The 14822-nt window shown below is 58.5% G+C and carries 17 protein-coding genes and 1 pseudogene; 7 read left to right on the forward strand and 11 right to left on the reverse strand.

From position 1 onward, the window contains the following. Nucleotides 1-120: 120 nt before the first annotated feature. Nucleotides 121-351, forward strand: a pseudogene (locus ACSR1C_RS19565) (transmembrane anchor protein); the annotation flags it as partial. A 409-nt stretch (nucleotides 352-760) separates the two neighbouring features. Here ACSR1C_RS19565 and ACSR1C_RS19570 read toward each other — a convergent pair. From ACSR1C_RS19570 to ACSR1C_RS19605, 8 genes are all read right to left on the reverse strand, one after another. Then, entirely contained in the window at nucleotides 761-1966 is a 1206-nt protein-coding gene (locus ACSR1C_RS19570; protein WP_054540693.1) for a GIY-YIG nuclease family protein, read from the reverse strand. After that, complete coding sequence (locus tag ACSR1C_RS19575; RefSeq protein ID WP_054540692.1) at nucleotides 1959-4007, reverse strand: pseudomurein-binding repeat-containing protein; 2049 nt, start codon at nucleotides 4005-4007, stop codon at nucleotides 1959-1961. Before ACSR1C_RS19575 ends, ACSR1C_RS19570 begins: the two co-directional genes overlap by 8 nt. 176 nt (nucleotides 4008-4183) lie before the next feature. After that, nucleotides 4184-5656 (reverse strand): ATP-binding protein, encoded by a 1473-nt coding sequence (locus ACSR1C_RS19580; RefSeq protein WP_082386788.1) that lies wholly within the window; start codon nucleotides 5654-5656, stop codon nucleotides 4184-4186. Continuing rightward, a complete protein-coding gene (locus tag ACSR1C_RS19585) occupies nucleotides 5653-5802 on the reverse strand; it encodes a hypothetical protein (protein WP_157445672.1) in 150 nt (49 codons plus the stop codon). Before ACSR1C_RS19585 ends, ACSR1C_RS19580 begins: the two co-directional genes overlap by 4 nt. Next, entirely contained in the window at nucleotides 5799-6683 is an 885-nt protein-coding gene (locus tag ACSR1C_RS19590) for a hypothetical protein (RefSeq protein ID WP_054540691.1), read from the reverse strand. The genes ACSR1C_RS19585 and ACSR1C_RS19590 overlap by 4 nt, the downstream gene beginning before the upstream one ends. Next, a complete protein-coding gene (locus ACSR1C_RS19595; RefSeq protein ID WP_054540690.1) occupies nucleotides 6680-9427 on the reverse strand; it encodes a class I SAM-dependent DNA methyltransferase in 2748 nt (915 codons plus the stop codon). The genes ACSR1C_RS19590 and ACSR1C_RS19595 overlap by 4 nt, the downstream gene beginning before the upstream one ends. Then, nucleotides 9424-9846, reverse strand: a complete 423-nt coding sequence (locus ACSR1C_RS19600) for a type II toxin-antitoxin system VapC family toxin (RefSeq protein ID WP_054540689.1) — start codon at nucleotides 9844-9846, stop codon at nucleotides 9424-9426. Before ACSR1C_RS19600 ends, ACSR1C_RS19595 begins: the two co-directional genes overlap by 4 nt. Before the next feature lie 3 nt (nucleotides 9847-9849). Continuing rightward, nucleotides 9850-10098 (reverse strand): FitA-like ribbon-helix-helix domain-containing protein, encoded by a 249-nt coding sequence (locus ACSR1C_RS19605; RefSeq protein ID WP_054540688.1) that lies wholly within the window; start codon nucleotides 10096-10098, stop codon nucleotides 9850-9852. Nucleotides 10099-10300: 202 nt separating this feature from the next. Here ACSR1C_RS19605 and ACSR1C_RS19610 point away from each other — a divergent pair, with 202 nt between their 5' ends. Beyond that, on the forward strand, nucleotides 10301-11056 hold the full coding sequence (locus tag ACSR1C_RS19610; protein WP_460260747.1) for a hypothetical protein: 756 nt from the start codon (nucleotides 10301-10303) through the stop codon (nucleotides 11054-11056). Between the two features lie 103 nt (nucleotides 11057-11159). On the opposite strand, the gene ACSR1C_RS19615 is transcribed toward ACSR1C_RS19610, so the two are convergent. From ACSR1C_RS19615 to ACSR1C_RS19625, 3 genes are all read right to left on the reverse strand, one after another. Beyond that, entirely contained in the window at nucleotides 11160-11384 is a 225-nt protein-coding gene (locus tag ACSR1C_RS19615; RefSeq protein WP_460260746.1) for a hypothetical protein, read from the reverse strand. A 167-nt stretch (nucleotides 11385-11551) separates the two neighbouring features. Then, the gene (locus tag ACSR1C_RS19620) at nucleotides 11552-11809 is read right to left on the reverse strand and encodes a helix-turn-helix domain-containing protein (RefSeq protein ID WP_242115331.1); all 258 of its coding nucleotides are present in this window, start codon (nucleotides 11807-11809) and stop codon (nucleotides 11552-11554) included. Nucleotides 11810-11933: 124 nt separating this feature from the next. Next, a complete protein-coding gene (locus ACSR1C_RS19625) occupies nucleotides 11934-12185 on the reverse strand; it encodes a hypothetical protein (RefSeq protein WP_054540687.1) in 252 nt (83 codons plus the stop codon). Between the two features lie 210 nt (nucleotides 12186-12395). Between ACSR1C_RS19625 and ACSR1C_RS19630 the strand changes: the two genes are divergently transcribed. From ACSR1C_RS19630 to ACSR1C_RS19650, 5 genes are all read left to right on the forward strand, one after another. Then, nucleotides 12396-12764, forward strand: coding sequence for a hypothetical protein (locus ACSR1C_RS19630; RefSeq protein WP_054540686.1), 369 nt, complete (start codon nucleotides 12396-12398; stop codon nucleotides 12762-12764). Between the two features lie 43 nt (nucleotides 12765-12807). Beyond that, complete coding sequence (locus ACSR1C_RS19635) at nucleotides 12808-13428, forward strand: lytic transglycosylase domain-containing protein (protein ID WP_054540685.1); 621 nt, start codon at nucleotides 12808-12810, stop codon at nucleotides 13426-13428. Then, nucleotides 13425-13718: a TrbC/VirB2 family protein gene (locus ACSR1C_RS19640; protein WP_012187163.1), complete on the forward strand. Its 294-nt coding sequence runs from the start codon at nucleotides 13425-13427 to the stop codon at nucleotides 13716-13718. The genes ACSR1C_RS19635 and ACSR1C_RS19640 overlap by 4 nt, the downstream gene beginning before the upstream one ends. Further along, complete coding sequence (locus ACSR1C_RS19645) at nucleotides 13711-13989, forward strand: VirB3 family type IV secretion system protein (protein WP_009808059.1); 279 nt, start codon at nucleotides 13711-13713, stop codon at nucleotides 13987-13989. The genes ACSR1C_RS19640 and ACSR1C_RS19645 overlap by 8 nt, the downstream gene beginning before the upstream one ends. Then, nucleotides 13979-14822: VirB4 family type IV secretion/conjugal transfer ATPase (locus ACSR1C_RS19650; RefSeq protein ID WP_460260745.1), on the forward strand; the 844-nt coding region annotated here is incomplete at its 3' end. The genes ACSR1C_RS19645 and ACSR1C_RS19650, both read left to right, overlap by 11 nt.

The raw sequence follows: 14822 nt of genomic DNA on the forward strand, positions 1-14822 counted from the left end.
CGCTGACCGCAAAATTGCGCGGCCGCTGAACATCAGACCAGCCAGAGACTGGGAAACGTGAAGATGTTCTCTGAAAGTTCCCCCTTAGCGTGGTTCTACGAAGAAACCTTCCGATGGGGCCAATACCGAATGCTGGTCGAAGGCGGTCGGGTGAATTTCGACATGCACGGCCACGGCGGCGGTAATTCGGTGACCTACGAAAAGGGTCGTGGATCGACGGGTGACGAAGGCGAGATTGTTGCTGCATTCGACGGCGAACATGGCTGGTTCTGGCGCAATCGCGACAGTGAGGCTGCCACTGTGACCGTTCAGGTGCGGGGCGAATACGCTGAATTCAAGGACGCCAGCTGACAACTTGATAACGGAGCCCATTGAGGGCTCCGTTATCTTCCCTTCTTCCCTTCAACCAGGGAAGGACCCTAAAATGATTAGAAAACTGGCACTTGCGGCGGCCACGTAGGCGGCTCCTAGCCGCCGCTGGAAATGCCACAGACCATCTTACCCGGACGCCGTAACCCTTGTGGAAAATAAATTAACATAAACTTCATTATGCGAATCTATCATGTACGCGGGTGCGCGCTACCCCCGACTGCGACTCTTGTTAGAAAACAAAAGGCGCAAGATAGAAGGTTGGCGGTACGCTGGGGTGCCGGTGCACGTGCACGTGATGGCGCTCGACCATATTCCGCGAGTTCAAGCGCAATCCTTCTCCGATCCATGCATCCCGCTGGTCGAGGTGCCATAGAGTGTCACGCAGCATCTATTGCGGCATCTCCCCCGAAATACGTTTGAGTCCGGCAGCGCGGGGGTCATAGTGATAGCCCGTTATTGTGCCGTCCCTGATCTTTTCGACAGCGTCGTTGATGACAAAGAGAGGAACGAGGAACCATTCTCGCGGGACCACAGGCCTTCCAAAGCGATCCATGATCTCGATCTCGAGCCGTGCAGGTTCGAAAATGCGGTGGATCAGGTTCTCCAACTTGGACCGATTGATGTTGTAGAGCTCGTATGTCGCGACCACCTCGACATTCGCCATCAGAAACGTCGGCTGCAACTGCGCGCCGGCGATCCGCTTCTCGACGCTCATATTGGTAACGCCGATCTTGTGCACCAGTTCCCGGTTTTCTGTGACGAGTGGATGATCGGATTTGCTGCGAAGCACATAAATGATCCCGCTCGCCTCATCACCATCGATTGTCTGGTCCGAAAAAAGTGGGCCTGCCGATGGGTCAGTGATTCGGCGTCCCGCGCCGTCCTTGTTCAACGCGCGCTGGAGCGAGCGCATCAGCATGTTGCTCTCGGTGCCGTTGTCAAAAATCACCCGCAGACGAGCATCGGTACGACCTTGCTCATTCGTGATGGTCTCACCCTTTTCAGTAACATAGGCTTTCTGACCGCCGACGATGAAAAAGCGGCCCTTCTCAATCTCGGCTTTCATCTCGAAAGGGCGGGTCTCCCGCAAACCGCTATCCAGTTCTTTCTGGACCATCTCGAACAATGGCTTGAACTTCGAAAAATCTTCGCATTTTTCGCGATTGGCGACTTCATCGGCGGCCTTTTTCTCGGCTGTTGACCGGACATGCTTCAATTCCGTGAGGGGTGATTTAGCAACTTCCACGCCCAGTTCGGCGAGGAGGGCATCGTCATCGAGGTCATCGGAGTCTGATGCTGAGGGCGCAGGGGTGTTTGCTAGGAGACCCTGCTCGTCGAGTGGGGCAAGGAGGTCGCGGCATTCCTGCAAGTCGCGGATCCGATCAAGACGCACGGCGTAGAGGCGTTCAAAGATATCACGATCCTCCCCGTGCTGGGGAGGCCGGCCATGCTCATCTGCAAATCGCAAGATTTCCTCAAAACCTGCGATGATGCGTTCTTCGCGTGGTGTGCGGCTGAGCTGCTTCTTGACCTCGACCTCGACGCCAAGCTCAGCAAGGAGGGCGTCGTCTTCGTCAGTGAAACCCTTAGCCATAGGTAGCCTCCTGCTTCATGCGCGCGAGATAGGCGACGCCTTCGGCCATTTTGTTCTCCCACGGATCAGGCGATGTGATGGAAGGCAGACGGCCCCGCTCCTGCTTGAACTTGACGGCGCGTTTCGCCAGATCTCGCGCCTCGTCCGGTGACAGTTGCACCTTTTTCGCCGAGATGACGGCCTGAACCTGCCGAAGGCTTTCCTCGCTCATCGTCTTTGCCAGAATCGAGTAGGCTTCGCCGAACGGATTGATGCGATCAATCAGATCGATGTCGAGTTCGCGCACGTCCATTGCGAATTTGCGCACCCCGTCGATCAAGGCGGTATTGCCGGTTGTTTCTGTGTCATCGCGGTTCGACAGCGCGATCTCTTTCGCCTTTTGGGTCAGGTTCAGCGCAGCAACTGCGTGTTGGCGCACCGCTTCCTGATCCTCTGCATCTAGCTCTGGGAACCTGGCACCGACAATCTTGCCCATGCGAACCTGCGTCAGTTCCTCCGGCACCAGCTCTTCGTCGAAGAGGCCCCGTTCGATCGTAGTCTTGTCCTGAACGAAAGCTGTGATCACCTCATTGAGGTCCTCTTGGCAGATGCGCTTGGCTTCCTTGCTCTTGGGTTCGACCAGGCCTTTGATTTCGATCTGGAACTGTCCGCTGGCCTCGCTGAAGCCAACGTTCTCCTTGTTGGGGTCATAGCCGCCCTCGCCGTAATCGAACCCTTCGACAGGGCCACTTTTCACGGTCTTGGGTGTGAAGTTGAAACGTGGGGCCAGCACCTGCTCCATCAGCAGGCTTGCAGCGATCGCCTTCAGTGTATCGTTGACTGCCTCGGTCACGGCTTCGGCCGCGGCGCCAGGCTCCGCGATAAGGTTGGTGAACCGCGCTCGGGTCTTGCCCTCGGCATCGCGGGTGGCGCGGCCGATGATCTGCACGATCTCCGTCAGGCTGGCGCGATAACCCACCGTCAGGGCGTGTTCGCACCAGATCCAATCGAACCCTTCTTTCGCCATACCCAGGGCGATGATGATGTCGACATGATCGCGGTTGTTCTTCTGCGTGGAGTCTTTCAGCGCGGCGGAAACCTTGTCACGCTTGGATGGCTCGTCGTCCACCAGATCGGCGATGCGTAAGACTCGCTCGTCGGGCGTCTTGACCAGCTGAAAGCCCGTGATGGGATCCGCTCCCTGCCAATCGCCCAGGGCGTCAATGATATGCTCGACCTCGCGATGCTTGTCCTTGGTGCTTTCGCGCGAGTTCACGTTCGGGATGTGAAGGATCGTCTTCTCGGTCGGATCCAAAACCTTGAGGATGTCGTCCGCATAGGACCCGGAATAGAAGAAATACCCGATGTCGAGCGTCTTGAGGTATTTGTAACCATTCAACTGCTGATAGTAGGTATAGGTGAAGGTATCGAACTTTGCCTCATCTTCGGGCGACAGAACGGCTTCGGCATCGCCGCGGAAATAGGACCCGGTCATCGCCACCAGATGCACCTTGTCGCGCGCGACAAGGGCGCCCAGATGCGTGCCCAGCTTATTATCAGGGTTGGCAGAGACGTGGTGAAACTCATCTACCGCGATGAGCCGATCATCAAACGCTTCAATCCCGAACTTGTCCACGGCGAACCGAAAGGTCGCGTGGGTGCAGACCAGAATCTTATCGTCGCTCGCCAGGAACTTGCCGACAGCGCCGACCTTGCCGTCATCCCCGCCGGGAGCGTTGCACAGGTTCCATCGCGGTTGCACTGTCCAGTCTGCCCAGAAGCCGTACTTGCTCAGCGGCTCGTCGTTGAAGCTGGACCCGATGGATTTTTCTGGCACCACGACGATGGCCTGACGCAGGCCTTGATTGTGCAGCTTGTCGAGTGCGATGAACATGAGCGCGTGGCTCTTGCCAGATGCCGGCGGCGACTTGATCAGCAGGTATTGCTCGCCCCGCTTCTCATAGGCACCCTCTTGCATTTCGCGCATGCCAAGCTCGTTCGATTTGCTCGAGCTTCCATTGGCCGCATAATTGACAGAGACGGAAGGAACCTGCTGTGTCATGATGTTTTCCTTCTGAGGGGCGCGGAATCATTCGCTTTGGGGCGGGCAATCAAAACCCGATCAAGTAGCGAGACCGCACGCGGCCCGTTGTAACAGTATGATTTATATGTATTTTCCAAAATTACGCCCTCTAGCCCACATACGCACAATCAAAACCCGATCAAATGTTATCCCTGTCACGCCCATGAGGGGACATATCCAGCACGAGGGCGTTCAGCATCCGCAGGACGGATCAGACCAGCATCCAGCGTCGCGCGAATAACCCGCGACGCCTGCGCAGCGTTCTGGTCGTCGATGCCGAGCCGCTCCCGAAGTGTCGCGTTCGTCATCTTCTGACCGCCTACGTATTTGAGCGCGGCATGTTGGTAACACGCTCGCACGGCTTCTTCCGGTGTCATGTCCGCAAAGCGGCGTGGTGCAAACAGAACCACGCGCACGGCGTCTCCCTCCATGCGGAAATCCGGTGGGGGCAACTGGTGTAGCTCAACCGCCGAGATCACCTTGTCGATGCCGGTGCCTTGTTCTTCGCAAAGTTTCATGCGCCGCATCAAGGAAGCAAGAGCTTCATTTCGGGAACGCGGGGGCGAGTCCAAAAACCGGTCGGGGCTAACCAAGGGGGCGCCCGGGTTCGTGATCTCCATGCGATCGCTGAATAACTCGATGAGTGGACCGGCACCGGTGATCGTCATGTCCTGGTGGATCAATGCGTTGGCGATCAATTCGCGGATCGCTATCGACGGGTAGAGCGGACGCTCCTCGCGGAATGCTTTACCAATCAATTCGTTGCGGGGCAGAAGGCCGTCGATGTAATCCACCAGCCCCTGAAATCCCGCTGCATAGCCGCGCTGGCCGTCCTGGCGGTGGCTCACGTCATCTGCACGTCCGGTGCCAGCATAGGCCACGAAACGAACCCCTTTGCGCTCTACAGAGGGGCCGAAATCGGAAAGTTTCTTAGCATACAGGATTGCGCCCAGATTGGTAATGTTCCAGCGGTCGCTTACATCTTTCTGGATCAGACGATCTGCCAATAGCCTGTCGAAGATCCCCTGCCTGTTATCCGGCAAGGGCTGGCCCGTAAGATCGAAGTAGTTGGCGTAATTCAGCCGCGCAAGAACGTCGTCGCCGGACAGGAACTGCGCCGCGACGCCTGTCTCCCAAGCGTAGGGCTGCAACTTGCTCCAGAGGGCACGCAGGCGTTCCGGATGGTCGGACAGGCGCGGCGTGGCACTGCCGATGCGCAAATAGGCTGTGCGGTCAAACTCTACCGGAGCGGTTGCGGCGGCGGGGATAGTCAGCAGGATCAGGCGCTGCCCGTCATGATCGACCTCTTCGAACCGGAACTCGATGCCCGGCTGGAGGTGGTTGGCCACCCACAGTTCGAGCGGCTGCCCCTTCTCCTTCTTCACTGTCGGCTCAAAAATCGTGCCGACAGCCGCATGATCACCGTCTCTCACCCCCCAAACCACATAGGCGAAGTGCTGATCGGCAAGCCGTGCAGCATTGGACAAGGCCGAGATCAGCTTGCCGATCAACGGTCCGTCGGCGTTGTTTTCCTTGAACTCGATCCAGGTGGTTTCCGCTGGTTTGGCGCGCAGATCGTCCACCAGTTTGCGGGTGCGTTCCGCGCTCATGACAGGGTCAAGGGTCATAGTGTGTCCACTTTCTGACCCACCACGCCTGGGTAGCGTTTGTCGTAGGGGCATTCCTGTATTGCCCGCCGGCCCAGGTCGTTCGGCTTGGCCGGGCTACCGTTGGTGGCATAAATAATCGAATTGGAGGGAAAACCTTTGATCATTGACCTCTCACCCGCTTATCAAAACGTCTTAAAAATATGCGGGCTGTGATCAGGATTATTTGAAACCGAAAAGCACAATCTTCTTCATCTGACAGGCCCGGATGGCTACCGTGCGGATGCAATCTTGCCCACAACCCCAATACGTACGCAGGTTTGCCTCTGTCGTTCTCCCACTCATTGTATTCGTGAAGTAGGAACGGTCCCGATTTTGTATCTGCAAGATATTGCCTCTTTGCGTCATCGCTAACCTTAGGATCACATCCAAAATATTCCGCAATTTTGTCCAGCAGTTCCTGATAGAAATTTCTGATCATCGCGTTGGCGGAAGACCAGTTCCCTTGCGAAAAGTTCTGAATCGCTTGATCCAAATGCCCCTTGGCGGCGCCCAACCCGTGCCGACCAAGTAAGGCCTCAATTTCGCTGGTCGCCTCTCGAAAATCTGTCTCAGGTACATCCTCAGGCAGCATCCGCCTGAGAACAGTCTGTTTAATGACCCTTGGAGCGTCATCGAAAATGGAAGATCTGCCCATTGGGTCTGGAACCTCCTCTTCCACAAGTGTGAAGCCATCCATTTTCAGACCAGCAAGAAGACGCAACCAGACATCTGGCTTGTTGCGCTTGCTTTGCTCGGATGCCGTAATTGCATGCTCAATCATGGCTCTGCTTAGGTCACAGTTTCCGTTGACCGTCGGAACAGAACGTCCCCCCATACTGCTTCTTGCGAACCGAACCATTTCATTGGCCTTCGATGCTACCGATCCAGAACCACAGAATTCGTCAACACCCCACCCTAGGGTGAGAGACGAGAAAGCGGTTTGTGTCGACATTTCAGCAATCATCTCGCCCGCTGCCATCAACGTCATGCTGTTAAAGTCGCTCATGCGCTCACCTTCGTCGTCATCTTCGTGTACATCTCGAACAGTTTTTCCAGCCGTTCGGTGTCGTTGCGGAAGCGGCGGCCGATGTAGATGCGTTCCAGCACCTCGTCGTTGTGATCATGCGCGGCGCGGAGGTTGGCGGGCATTTTCTCGGGGTCGTAGAGGTCGGCGATGGTGGCGGGGAAATGCGCCTCGCGGGCCAGAAGGATGCCTTCTGCCGCCGCAGTCAGGTCGGCGCGGTTCTTTTCCGTCAGTTTCGGGACGGGGAAGGTGTTCCAGCCCATGGTGTTGGAATAGCGGAAATCGGTTTTCATCTTGCCGCAGACCGTGGCGATCCAGACCAGATGCAGGCGCGAGGCGATCAGCGCCATGTTCCAGAGCGGGGCGTCGTAGAGGGCGAAGGTTTCACTGGTCACTGTTGAGCGCGCATCAATGATGCCGTTCGGCAAATATGGGCGGTTTTCAGAAGACGTTCGAGGAACAGTGAGCGTCCAATTCTTTCCGATCCGCATTTCACGCATCTGATGGGCGCGACTTGCCATCTCGTTGGCGCTCTTGTCGCGGCTATTCAAGCGCATCATGCGCACGCCTTCTATGCGTTGGCGAATTGCTTCAATCGCCAACGCCTCTTGCAGATGATCGTTCTCAATCCACAAGCAATAGCGTTCCAATCCGCGAATGAACTCCGCAGAACCATAAATCCGGCGGATGAATTTGTTATGTTGGTCGGGGGTCAGACCAAGGGTCCGCACTTCGTCTGCACTCAGGAGCAGGTGCCCGCCGTCAACGGGCTTGTTCCCAAAGCTCATGTTGGCGGTGCCGTTTAACGGCCTACTGGCTTTGTCCACTATCACATTCGGCGCGGCCACCAGATAGGCATTGACGTTGTCCGATTCCTTCACAACGGACCCGCCATCATCTGCCAGCGAGAACAGTTTGCGCACTTGCCCCGCATGATTGGAAATTCCAACAATCGCCACGGTCACGCCCGCATTATGGCTGGCAAGGTTCGCCCATTTGAAACTGGTGTGGGCAAAAGCAATCTCATGCCCAATCTTGAAGATCAGCGGCCAAAGGATCGGCACCTGCTGCCCCTGACAGATCGAATTGGTGGACACAAAGGCCGACACGGTGGGCGTGTGCAGCCCATAATCAGCGGCCTTCATGAACCAGCCCGCAACATAGTCGAGCGACTTCCAGCTTTTCGTGCGCCCATCGAATATGCGCTGCAAATCCTCTTTCTGTTCCGTGCTTTGCCAGGTTGATCCCAGATACGGCGGGTTCCTGCAGATATAGGTCTCGCCCCCCTCATTCGCGAAGTCGATCTGCGCCTGATCCAGTGGGGACATGAACAGGTCATAAGCCTGAAACTTCACCCCCGTCCCCGTGGGCGGGCAGACCGACAGCCAGTCCAGCCGCAGGGCGTTGCCGCAGGTGATCCAGTTCTGTGCGTCCAGCGGCAGGAATTCGGCCAGCGCCTCTTTCTGGCCGCGATAGGTCACGTCGCATTGGTATTCCGCGATGATCAGCGCCAGCCGCGCGATCTCGGCCGAGAAGTCGCGCAGCTCGATCCCGCGATAGTTGGTGAGGGGAATGTCGGTGCGGCGCAGCGGCTCGCCCCGGCGCTTGTTGATCTCATACTCAAGGCTGCGCATTTCCTTGTAGGCGATGACAAGGAAGTTGCCCGACCCGCAGGCGGGATCGAAGACGCGGATCTTGGCCATGCGGGCGCGCAGATTGGCCAGCTTGCGCGCGTTGTCGCCCGCCGCCTCCAGTTCTGCCCGCAGATCATCGAGGAAGAGCGGGTTCAGCACCTTCAGGATGTTCGGCACCGAGGTGTAGTGCATCCCGAGAACCGAGCGTTCCTCCTCATCCGCGACGGCCTGGATCATCGAGCCAAAGATGTCGGGGTTGATCTGCGTCCAGTCGAGGCTGCCGATATGGGAGAGATAGCGCTGCGCGATCTTGGAAAAGCGCGGCACATCGGTGCTGCCCGAGAAGAGGCCACCGTTCACATAGGGAAAGGTGTCGGCCCAGCGGGGCAGCTTGGCCTCGGCGCGCTTGGCGATTGGCGTGTTCATCGCCCGGAAGATTTCGCCAATGACTTCGTGCGTGTTCGACCCGTCGCGGTTGGCCATCTGGTCGATGGTGGCGGTGAACAGGTTGTCGCTGACGAAGATGTCGGTGTCTTCGGCGAAGAAGCAGAAGATCAGCCGCGCCATGAAGTGGTTCATGTCATGGCGTTTGTCAGCGCTGCCCCAGTCGGGGTTGTCCTTGATCAGCTCGACATAGAGCCGGTTGAGACGGCTGGTCGCGCGGATGTCAAAGGCGCTTTCGCGGATCTGCTTGACCGTGGAGATACCAGCGAGCGGCAGGAAGAAGCCGAAATGGTCGGGGAACTCGGTGTAACGGCAGGCGATGGTTTCGCCGGTGGTGATATCCTCGGCCTCGAGGTCGATGCCGTCGGTGGCGAAGATGAACTTGGCCTTGGCGCGGGTGGTGGCGGGGCTGTCGCGTAAGGAGCGCAGGGTCGCCGCGATGTCGCCCGGGGCGCAGGTCGCAAGGTGGATGTTGTTGGTCTGCAGGACGCCGCCAAGGTCGGACTTGTTCGACGCGCCGGTGCGCAGGCGCTTGATCGTCGTGTCCTTGTTTCCGAAGGCCATGAGGAAGGCATAGGGGAACTCTGCCGCGTCAAAGGGCTGCTCGGCGAGTTCGGAAACGGCTTGCTCAATCTCAACGGCGTTCATGCGGCTGTCCAGGGGTTGATCAGGCCGATCTCGCAACCCTCGAAATCAGGCGTATTGCGCGTGGCGACGGTGGCGCCGCAGGCGTGGGCAATGGATGCGATCTGGCAATCGGCCTGGGCAATCGGTCGCCCGGCGGACCGTCGTGCGGCGGCGATGGAGGCGTAGGACAGCGCAGCGGCGCTGTCGAAGGGCAGGATCCGACCGGCCAGGTCCTCGCGCAAGATCCGGTCCACGGCGTCAACCAGCGCGGCGCGGCGCTTGCCGTTCCCCATGATCGCGAGACCGTAGCGCAGCTCTGCCTCCGATATCGAGGTCAGGTAGACGTTGAGCCCGTCCTGAGCGGACAGCCAGTGTTCAACCTTGGGCTCCGGGGCCGGGCGCAACAGCTCGGATATGACATTCGTATCGAGGATGATCATGCGTCAGGCCTGGTCGAACGCGGGCGGTTCACGCATGGCTTCACGCTGCGGAAGGTCGAGATCAACGCCACCCAGCGGCGCGACCCGCGCCCGGATCGCCGCGGCAAGATCGTGGGATGGCTTCGCTTCACCGACGACATGGCGCAAGATTTCGCGCGCCTCCTCTTCCATCGAACGGCCATGCTCGGCCGCGCGGATGCGAAGGCGGCGCTTCACGTCATCATCAAGGTTCCGGATGGTAATGCTTGCCATGATATCCTCCTGAGCAGATTGTAATCATCGCAATCAATGCGATCAAGGCTAATCGCTGGAACGCATGGTTTCCTCAGGGTGGGCAAGCCGACGCTGTCAGCTCGCGATCTTGCTGACCGCCGCAACCGCAACACGCATCATCAATGTTGCAATAGTATATTTTCGTATGTATGCTGAGTGAAGATTGTCAAGGGTTCTTGCCATGCGTTTCGAATTCAAAAACCTCCCTCTGGCGGCCTTTTTAGCTCTTGCCTTGACCGGGCCAACAGTTCCGACGCAAGCCCGCGCCCAAACCTATCAGATCGATTGCGCCATCCTGCTGTGTTTGTCCGGTGGGTGGCCGGCTTCCGTGCCATGCGCACGCGCGCGGGCCGAGTTCATCCGGCGCATCACACCTTGGCCGGTGGAGCCGCCGCTGCAGATTTGGCGCTGCCCCATGGGTGCGTCTTACGATGGGCCTGCCAGGTCGCGCCCCACGGACCGGATCTTCGATGCCCTATATGGTGGTTCAGGAACCTCATCAAACTCTTCAGCCCCGCTCTTCGATCAGGCCGCCACAACAGGCGGGATGCGCGGGTTCAGAGGCTCCAACGCGGCCTGGGACAACCTCGTAAGGGCTGATTACGCCCTCCATCTCGTAGAAGACCGCGCCGACATCGATATCAGTGGGCCTGAATTCAATTTCGTGCGCTCCATCCGCGTCTTTGACGTTCGATATGCCCGCCAGCACGAATCCGGGCGAGATGGCGACTGCAACCGCAGCGCCGTCGTTGTCCTCGGCACCTACGGGATCCAGGGCGATTTTTCTTGGAGGGCGTCGTCACCCGCAGCGCTTCCTGCTGCGCATGCCGGTCTCGAGCGGTGGGGCGAGCACTGCCCGAGCATTTATCACAGATCCGTCTTCGTAGAGTGGCGTGACTATAGCGGGAATTACGGCTTCGAGCAGGTCAATTACTGACTGTTGAGGCGCCGCGACGTCGCGCAGAGCCTTGTACGAAATCAAACCTGCAACGCAGGCACACTCACACAATCGAGGGCCATAAAGGCCATATTCTACCATGTCAGTCGTTGCGACAGGGCAGCTGCATGAGAGACGCGAAGTCAATTTCGGCTTTATCCGCATCGCAGAGCTCCGGGTAAATCTTTGAGACACGCTGCGGGCCATGCATGTCCCACCGGATTGCCAGAGCACCTGTGTTCCAGCGATATACCCAGCCGACAATGGTTTCTTCATCGGCTGCAATCAAATTGGCAATCGCGACGCCTTCGATCTTATCTTCGTTCACTGTTTACTGACTTCCTGCTATTTGGCGTTGCGGATAGCAGCTCAGATCCCAGAGCGTTTGCTGCAACCGTATGCCGGGCCTCGTTAATATCGGTTACTGTTCTTCCTCGCGGTAGCGAATTCACACTGGGAGAAGTCGGCACCCGTGTTCTCGAAAGATGAAATGGATCAAATCCGGTGGTCGGGCTCCGTGGCGGCTTCAACGATCGCCAGAACCTTGAAGGGGTCAAAGCCAATGGCGCGCGCCAGAACGACCAGTTCGACGACGTCGACCCGGCGCTGACCGCTTTCAAGGCGGGCAATGAGGGATTGATGGCACTTGAGCTTGACCGCCAAGTCCTCCTGACCGAGGCCCGCCTTGATGCGGGCGTCGACCAATGCCTGGCAAAGTGCCACCTGTCCCGTGCTTCTGATTGTCTTTGCCACGCGTCACATACCTTTTGTGACGTCGCTAGCGGATGAAATCTATTATCTAAAAAGTAGATATTTGAGGGTGTTATCGGCGTCTGGTTTCCATGGGCTGCAAGTCTGATGCTCCCGAGGCTGCCCATCAATCCCCTACCAATTGCAGAAATCGGCCGTAGTCCTCACTGACCTCCCTCGCTTCCTCGAAGGCACGGGCCCGTTCACCGTCGAGGCAACGGAAGTAGCTCTGGATATCCTGGATGTAATTTTCGAAATCGCCACGGATGATGTCCGCATAGTCTCGCGCTGCCTGCGAATCGCTTGGCAGGAAAGGACGAGCCGGGGCGAAGCAGGATTCCGCGAAACCCGGCCCGGGGAGGCAGATCAGGAGGGCCATAGCTTGTAATGAGAGCAGGCCTGTCAACCTTGGGTTTCTCAAACCTGTTATCTCCTTGATCGCGGACACTGGCCGTGACTAGTGTTTGCGTAACCAAACTACAGCTAAAGCACGATATTACATCTTGCGGTTGATAGTATAATATCGTAACTCTGGGGTTCAAGTAGGAATCCCCGAGGTTGCGCCATTGGAGAAAGCGTGAGCCGGGCCATGAACTGGGACATCGAAGCACCAAATGTGGTTACGGAAGCCAGATTCCGCGAGCTCGTGGAAAGCGGCCATAGCGCAGAAATCCTGTGCCAGGAGTCGGCACATAAGAAAGGCCCCAGCTATTACGGGGTCTGGATCATGCGCGTTGTCTCTGATGACGGGGTGGAAAAGCTCCTCGTCACCGCCCGCACGCGGACGACCTACAACGATATCAAGATCCGCGAATTCAAAACGATCTCCGGCGTGGTGTCTTTCTTCATTGGCCTTGGTTTTGCGCATGTCGACCTGCCGCTTGAAGCGGGAACAAGCCGGACCCACAAACTCGCGCCGTCAGACAAAGCCCCATCAGACAAGGGCGCTGGCAGCTAACCTCGTCTGTCTCTGGCTGGTCGCAGCACCTGCCTCAGCGCAAATGGTCCTGGTCATGGAGAGCGACGGCTCTCTGACCCCATCCCGGTCTCAGAGCAGTTTTGCTCGGAACTACAATGACGGCATCGGTCAGGGATCGGCAGCCGACGAACTTGCGATTTTCGGCAGCGATGAAACTGTGCCAGAGCGAGAAGCGATGCGCTTTGCAGCCCGTGTCGGTCCGGCACCCCTGCCCCGTGCCGATGTCCTAAACGCCATAGAGACCACGGCCCTGCGTTATGCCAGCCACCCCGGCCTAAGGCGCGCGGAGCTTTCCGTCACGGACTGGCTGAGCCTCTACCGCGCCAATATCGAGGTTGAGAGCGCCTACAGGCAGGATGCGATCTCACATGCGGGCGCCATTGGCCTTGGTCAGCTGATGCCCGACACCGCGCGTGATCTGGGCGTCGACCCGCGTGACCCCCAACAGAACCTCGACGGCTCTGCCCGCTACCTCGCGATGATGCTGGAGACGTTCGGCGATCCGCATCTGGCGCTGGCGGCCTACAACGCGGGGCCGGACGCCGTGCGCCAACACGGTGGCATTCCCCCTTACCGAGAAACCCAGAACCACGTGGCCCGCGTCATGGCTGTCGTGGCCCGATTGGAAGGATCAAATTCGTGAGACAGATTTCAAACCTCTTTGTCGCCTCGCTGGCGCTATTCCTGTTCATTGCCGAGCCCGCCCTAGCACAGAGCATCGATCTCTCCCCGATCCAGAGCCTGTTACAGGGCATCGTCGATGCGCTGACCGGCCCACTTGGCGTTGTCATCGCGACGCTTGCCGTTCTCGGGGTCTTTCTCAGCTGGTTCTTCAACATCATCGATCTGCGCCAGGCGCTCTGGGTCCTGGTCGGCATCGCCGGTGTCGCGGCTGCCCCCACCATCGTTGCCGCGGTCTTTGCCGGTGGCTGAGCGCTCGCCTCTCTTTCTCGGCCTCGTGCGCCCGCCCAAGCTTCTGGGCCTGCCCATCATGTACGCGATGGTCTGGCTTTTCGGGTCGGTGCTCTTGTTCGTCTGGGTCCAGCACATCGCGGTACTGGCTGTCGCGGCCCTTCTCTACCCGGTGCTTTGGAAGGCCGCAGATTGGGACCCGCGTTTCATCGACGTGATGATGACAGCCCTGCAGGAGACACCGCCCACGCGCAACAGGTCCATCCATGGCGGGGACAGCTATGCCCCGTGATGACGCCCGTGATGCTGCGCTCGATGCCCGCACAATGACGCCAGACTGGTATGCGCGCGAGACCCGGCTTGCGCATATGCTGCCCTATGTGAGCCTCGTCGACGACCAGACCGTGCGGACCCGGGTGAACGAACTCTTCCGGTGCATTCGCCTTGAGGGGATCAACAGCTACACGACGGACGATGCCTATCTCGACAAGGTGACGGCGCTTTTTGCTCGCATCGTCGCGCAACTCGGGCCAGAATTCAGCTATTACGTCCACAAGGTCTCCAAGGCCATCAAACCTGATCTCGACCCCATCCGTGAGGACAGCTTCGCGGGCGAGGTGGACCGTCGCTGGCGCGCGAAACTCGAGACCAGTGGGCTGCGCGACAAGACCCTGACGCTCACCGTCATTCACCGGCCGCCCCCGAAAAGCCTCTTGCCGTTCCTCGGTCGCAGCGCGCCGGACCGTCTGAAAGAGGAGACCCGCAAACGCTTGCAGCGCCTCGGCGAGGCCGTGAACGTCTTCCTCTCGGGCCTCGCAGAGCTCAAGCCGCGCCTGCTGTCAGCCGCATCGGGGGAGTTGGTGGGGTTTCTGGGCGCGCTCAACACGGGCACCGAGCTGCCGCTCTACCCGGCCAACACCTACGGCTTTCTGTCCTTCAACGTCGCCAATACCCGCGTGACGTTCCACGGCGACCATTTCGAGCTTTCCGAAGGCGTCGTGGGCCATCGCTACGGCAAGAGTTTCACCATCGGGGAATATTCCGAAGGCACCTCCTGCACGATGTTCGACATGCTGAACCTGCCGGTCGACATGATCGTCACCCACTCCTTCACGCCGATCAATT

The sequence above is a fragment of the Actibacterium sp. D185-2 genome (assembly GCF_054954595.1).

Excerpts from the sequence above, each read along its gene's own strand:
- ACSR1C_RS19570 (WP_054540693.1), bottom strand. The coding sequence starts at position 1,966 with ATGGCTAAGGGTTTCACTGACGAAGACGACGCCCTCCTTGCTGAGCTT.
- ACSR1C_RS19575 (WP_054540692.1), bottom strand. The coding sequence starts at position 4,007 with ATGACACAGCAGGTTCCTTCCGTCTCTGTCAATTATGCGGCCAATGGA.
- ACSR1C_RS19580 (WP_082386788.1), bottom strand. The coding sequence starts at position 5,656 with ATGACCCTTGACCCTGTCATGAGCGCGGAACGCACCCGCAAACTGGTG.
- ACSR1C_RS19585 (WP_157445672.1), bottom strand. The coding sequence starts at position 5,802 with ATGATCAAAGGTTTTCCCTCCAATTCGATTATTTATGCCACCAACGGT.
- ACSR1C_RS19590 (WP_054540691.1), bottom strand. The coding sequence starts at position 6,683 with ATGAGCGACTTTAACAGCATGACGTTGATGGCAGCGGGCGAGATGATT.
- ACSR1C_RS19595 (WP_054540690.1), bottom strand. The coding sequence starts at position 9,427 with ATGAACGCCGTTGAGATTGAGCAAGCCGTTTCCGAACTCGCCGAGCAG.
- ACSR1C_RS19600 (WP_054540689.1), bottom strand. The coding sequence starts at position 9,846 with ATGATCATCCTCGATACGAATGTCATATCCGAGCTGTTGCGCCCGGCC.
- ACSR1C_RS19605 (WP_054540688.1), bottom strand. The coding sequence starts at position 10,098 with ATGGCAAGCATTACCATCCGGAACCTTGATGATGACGTGAAGCGCCGC.
- ACSR1C_RS19610 (WP_460260747.1), top strand. The coding sequence starts at position 10,301 with ATGCGTTTCGAATTCAAAAACCTCCCTCTGGCGGCCTTTTTAGCTCTT.
- ACSR1C_RS19625 (WP_054540687.1), bottom strand. The coding sequence starts at position 12,185 with ATGGCCCTCCTGATCTGCCTCCCCGGGCCGGGTTTCGCGGAATCCTGC.
- ACSR1C_RS19630 (WP_054540686.1), top strand. The coding sequence starts at position 12,396 with ATGAACTGGGACATCGAAGCACCAAATGTGGTTACGGAAGCCAGATTC.
- ACSR1C_RS19635 (WP_054540685.1), top strand. The coding sequence starts at position 12,808 with ATGGTCCTGGTCATGGAGAGCGACGGCTCTCTGACCCCATCCCGGTCT.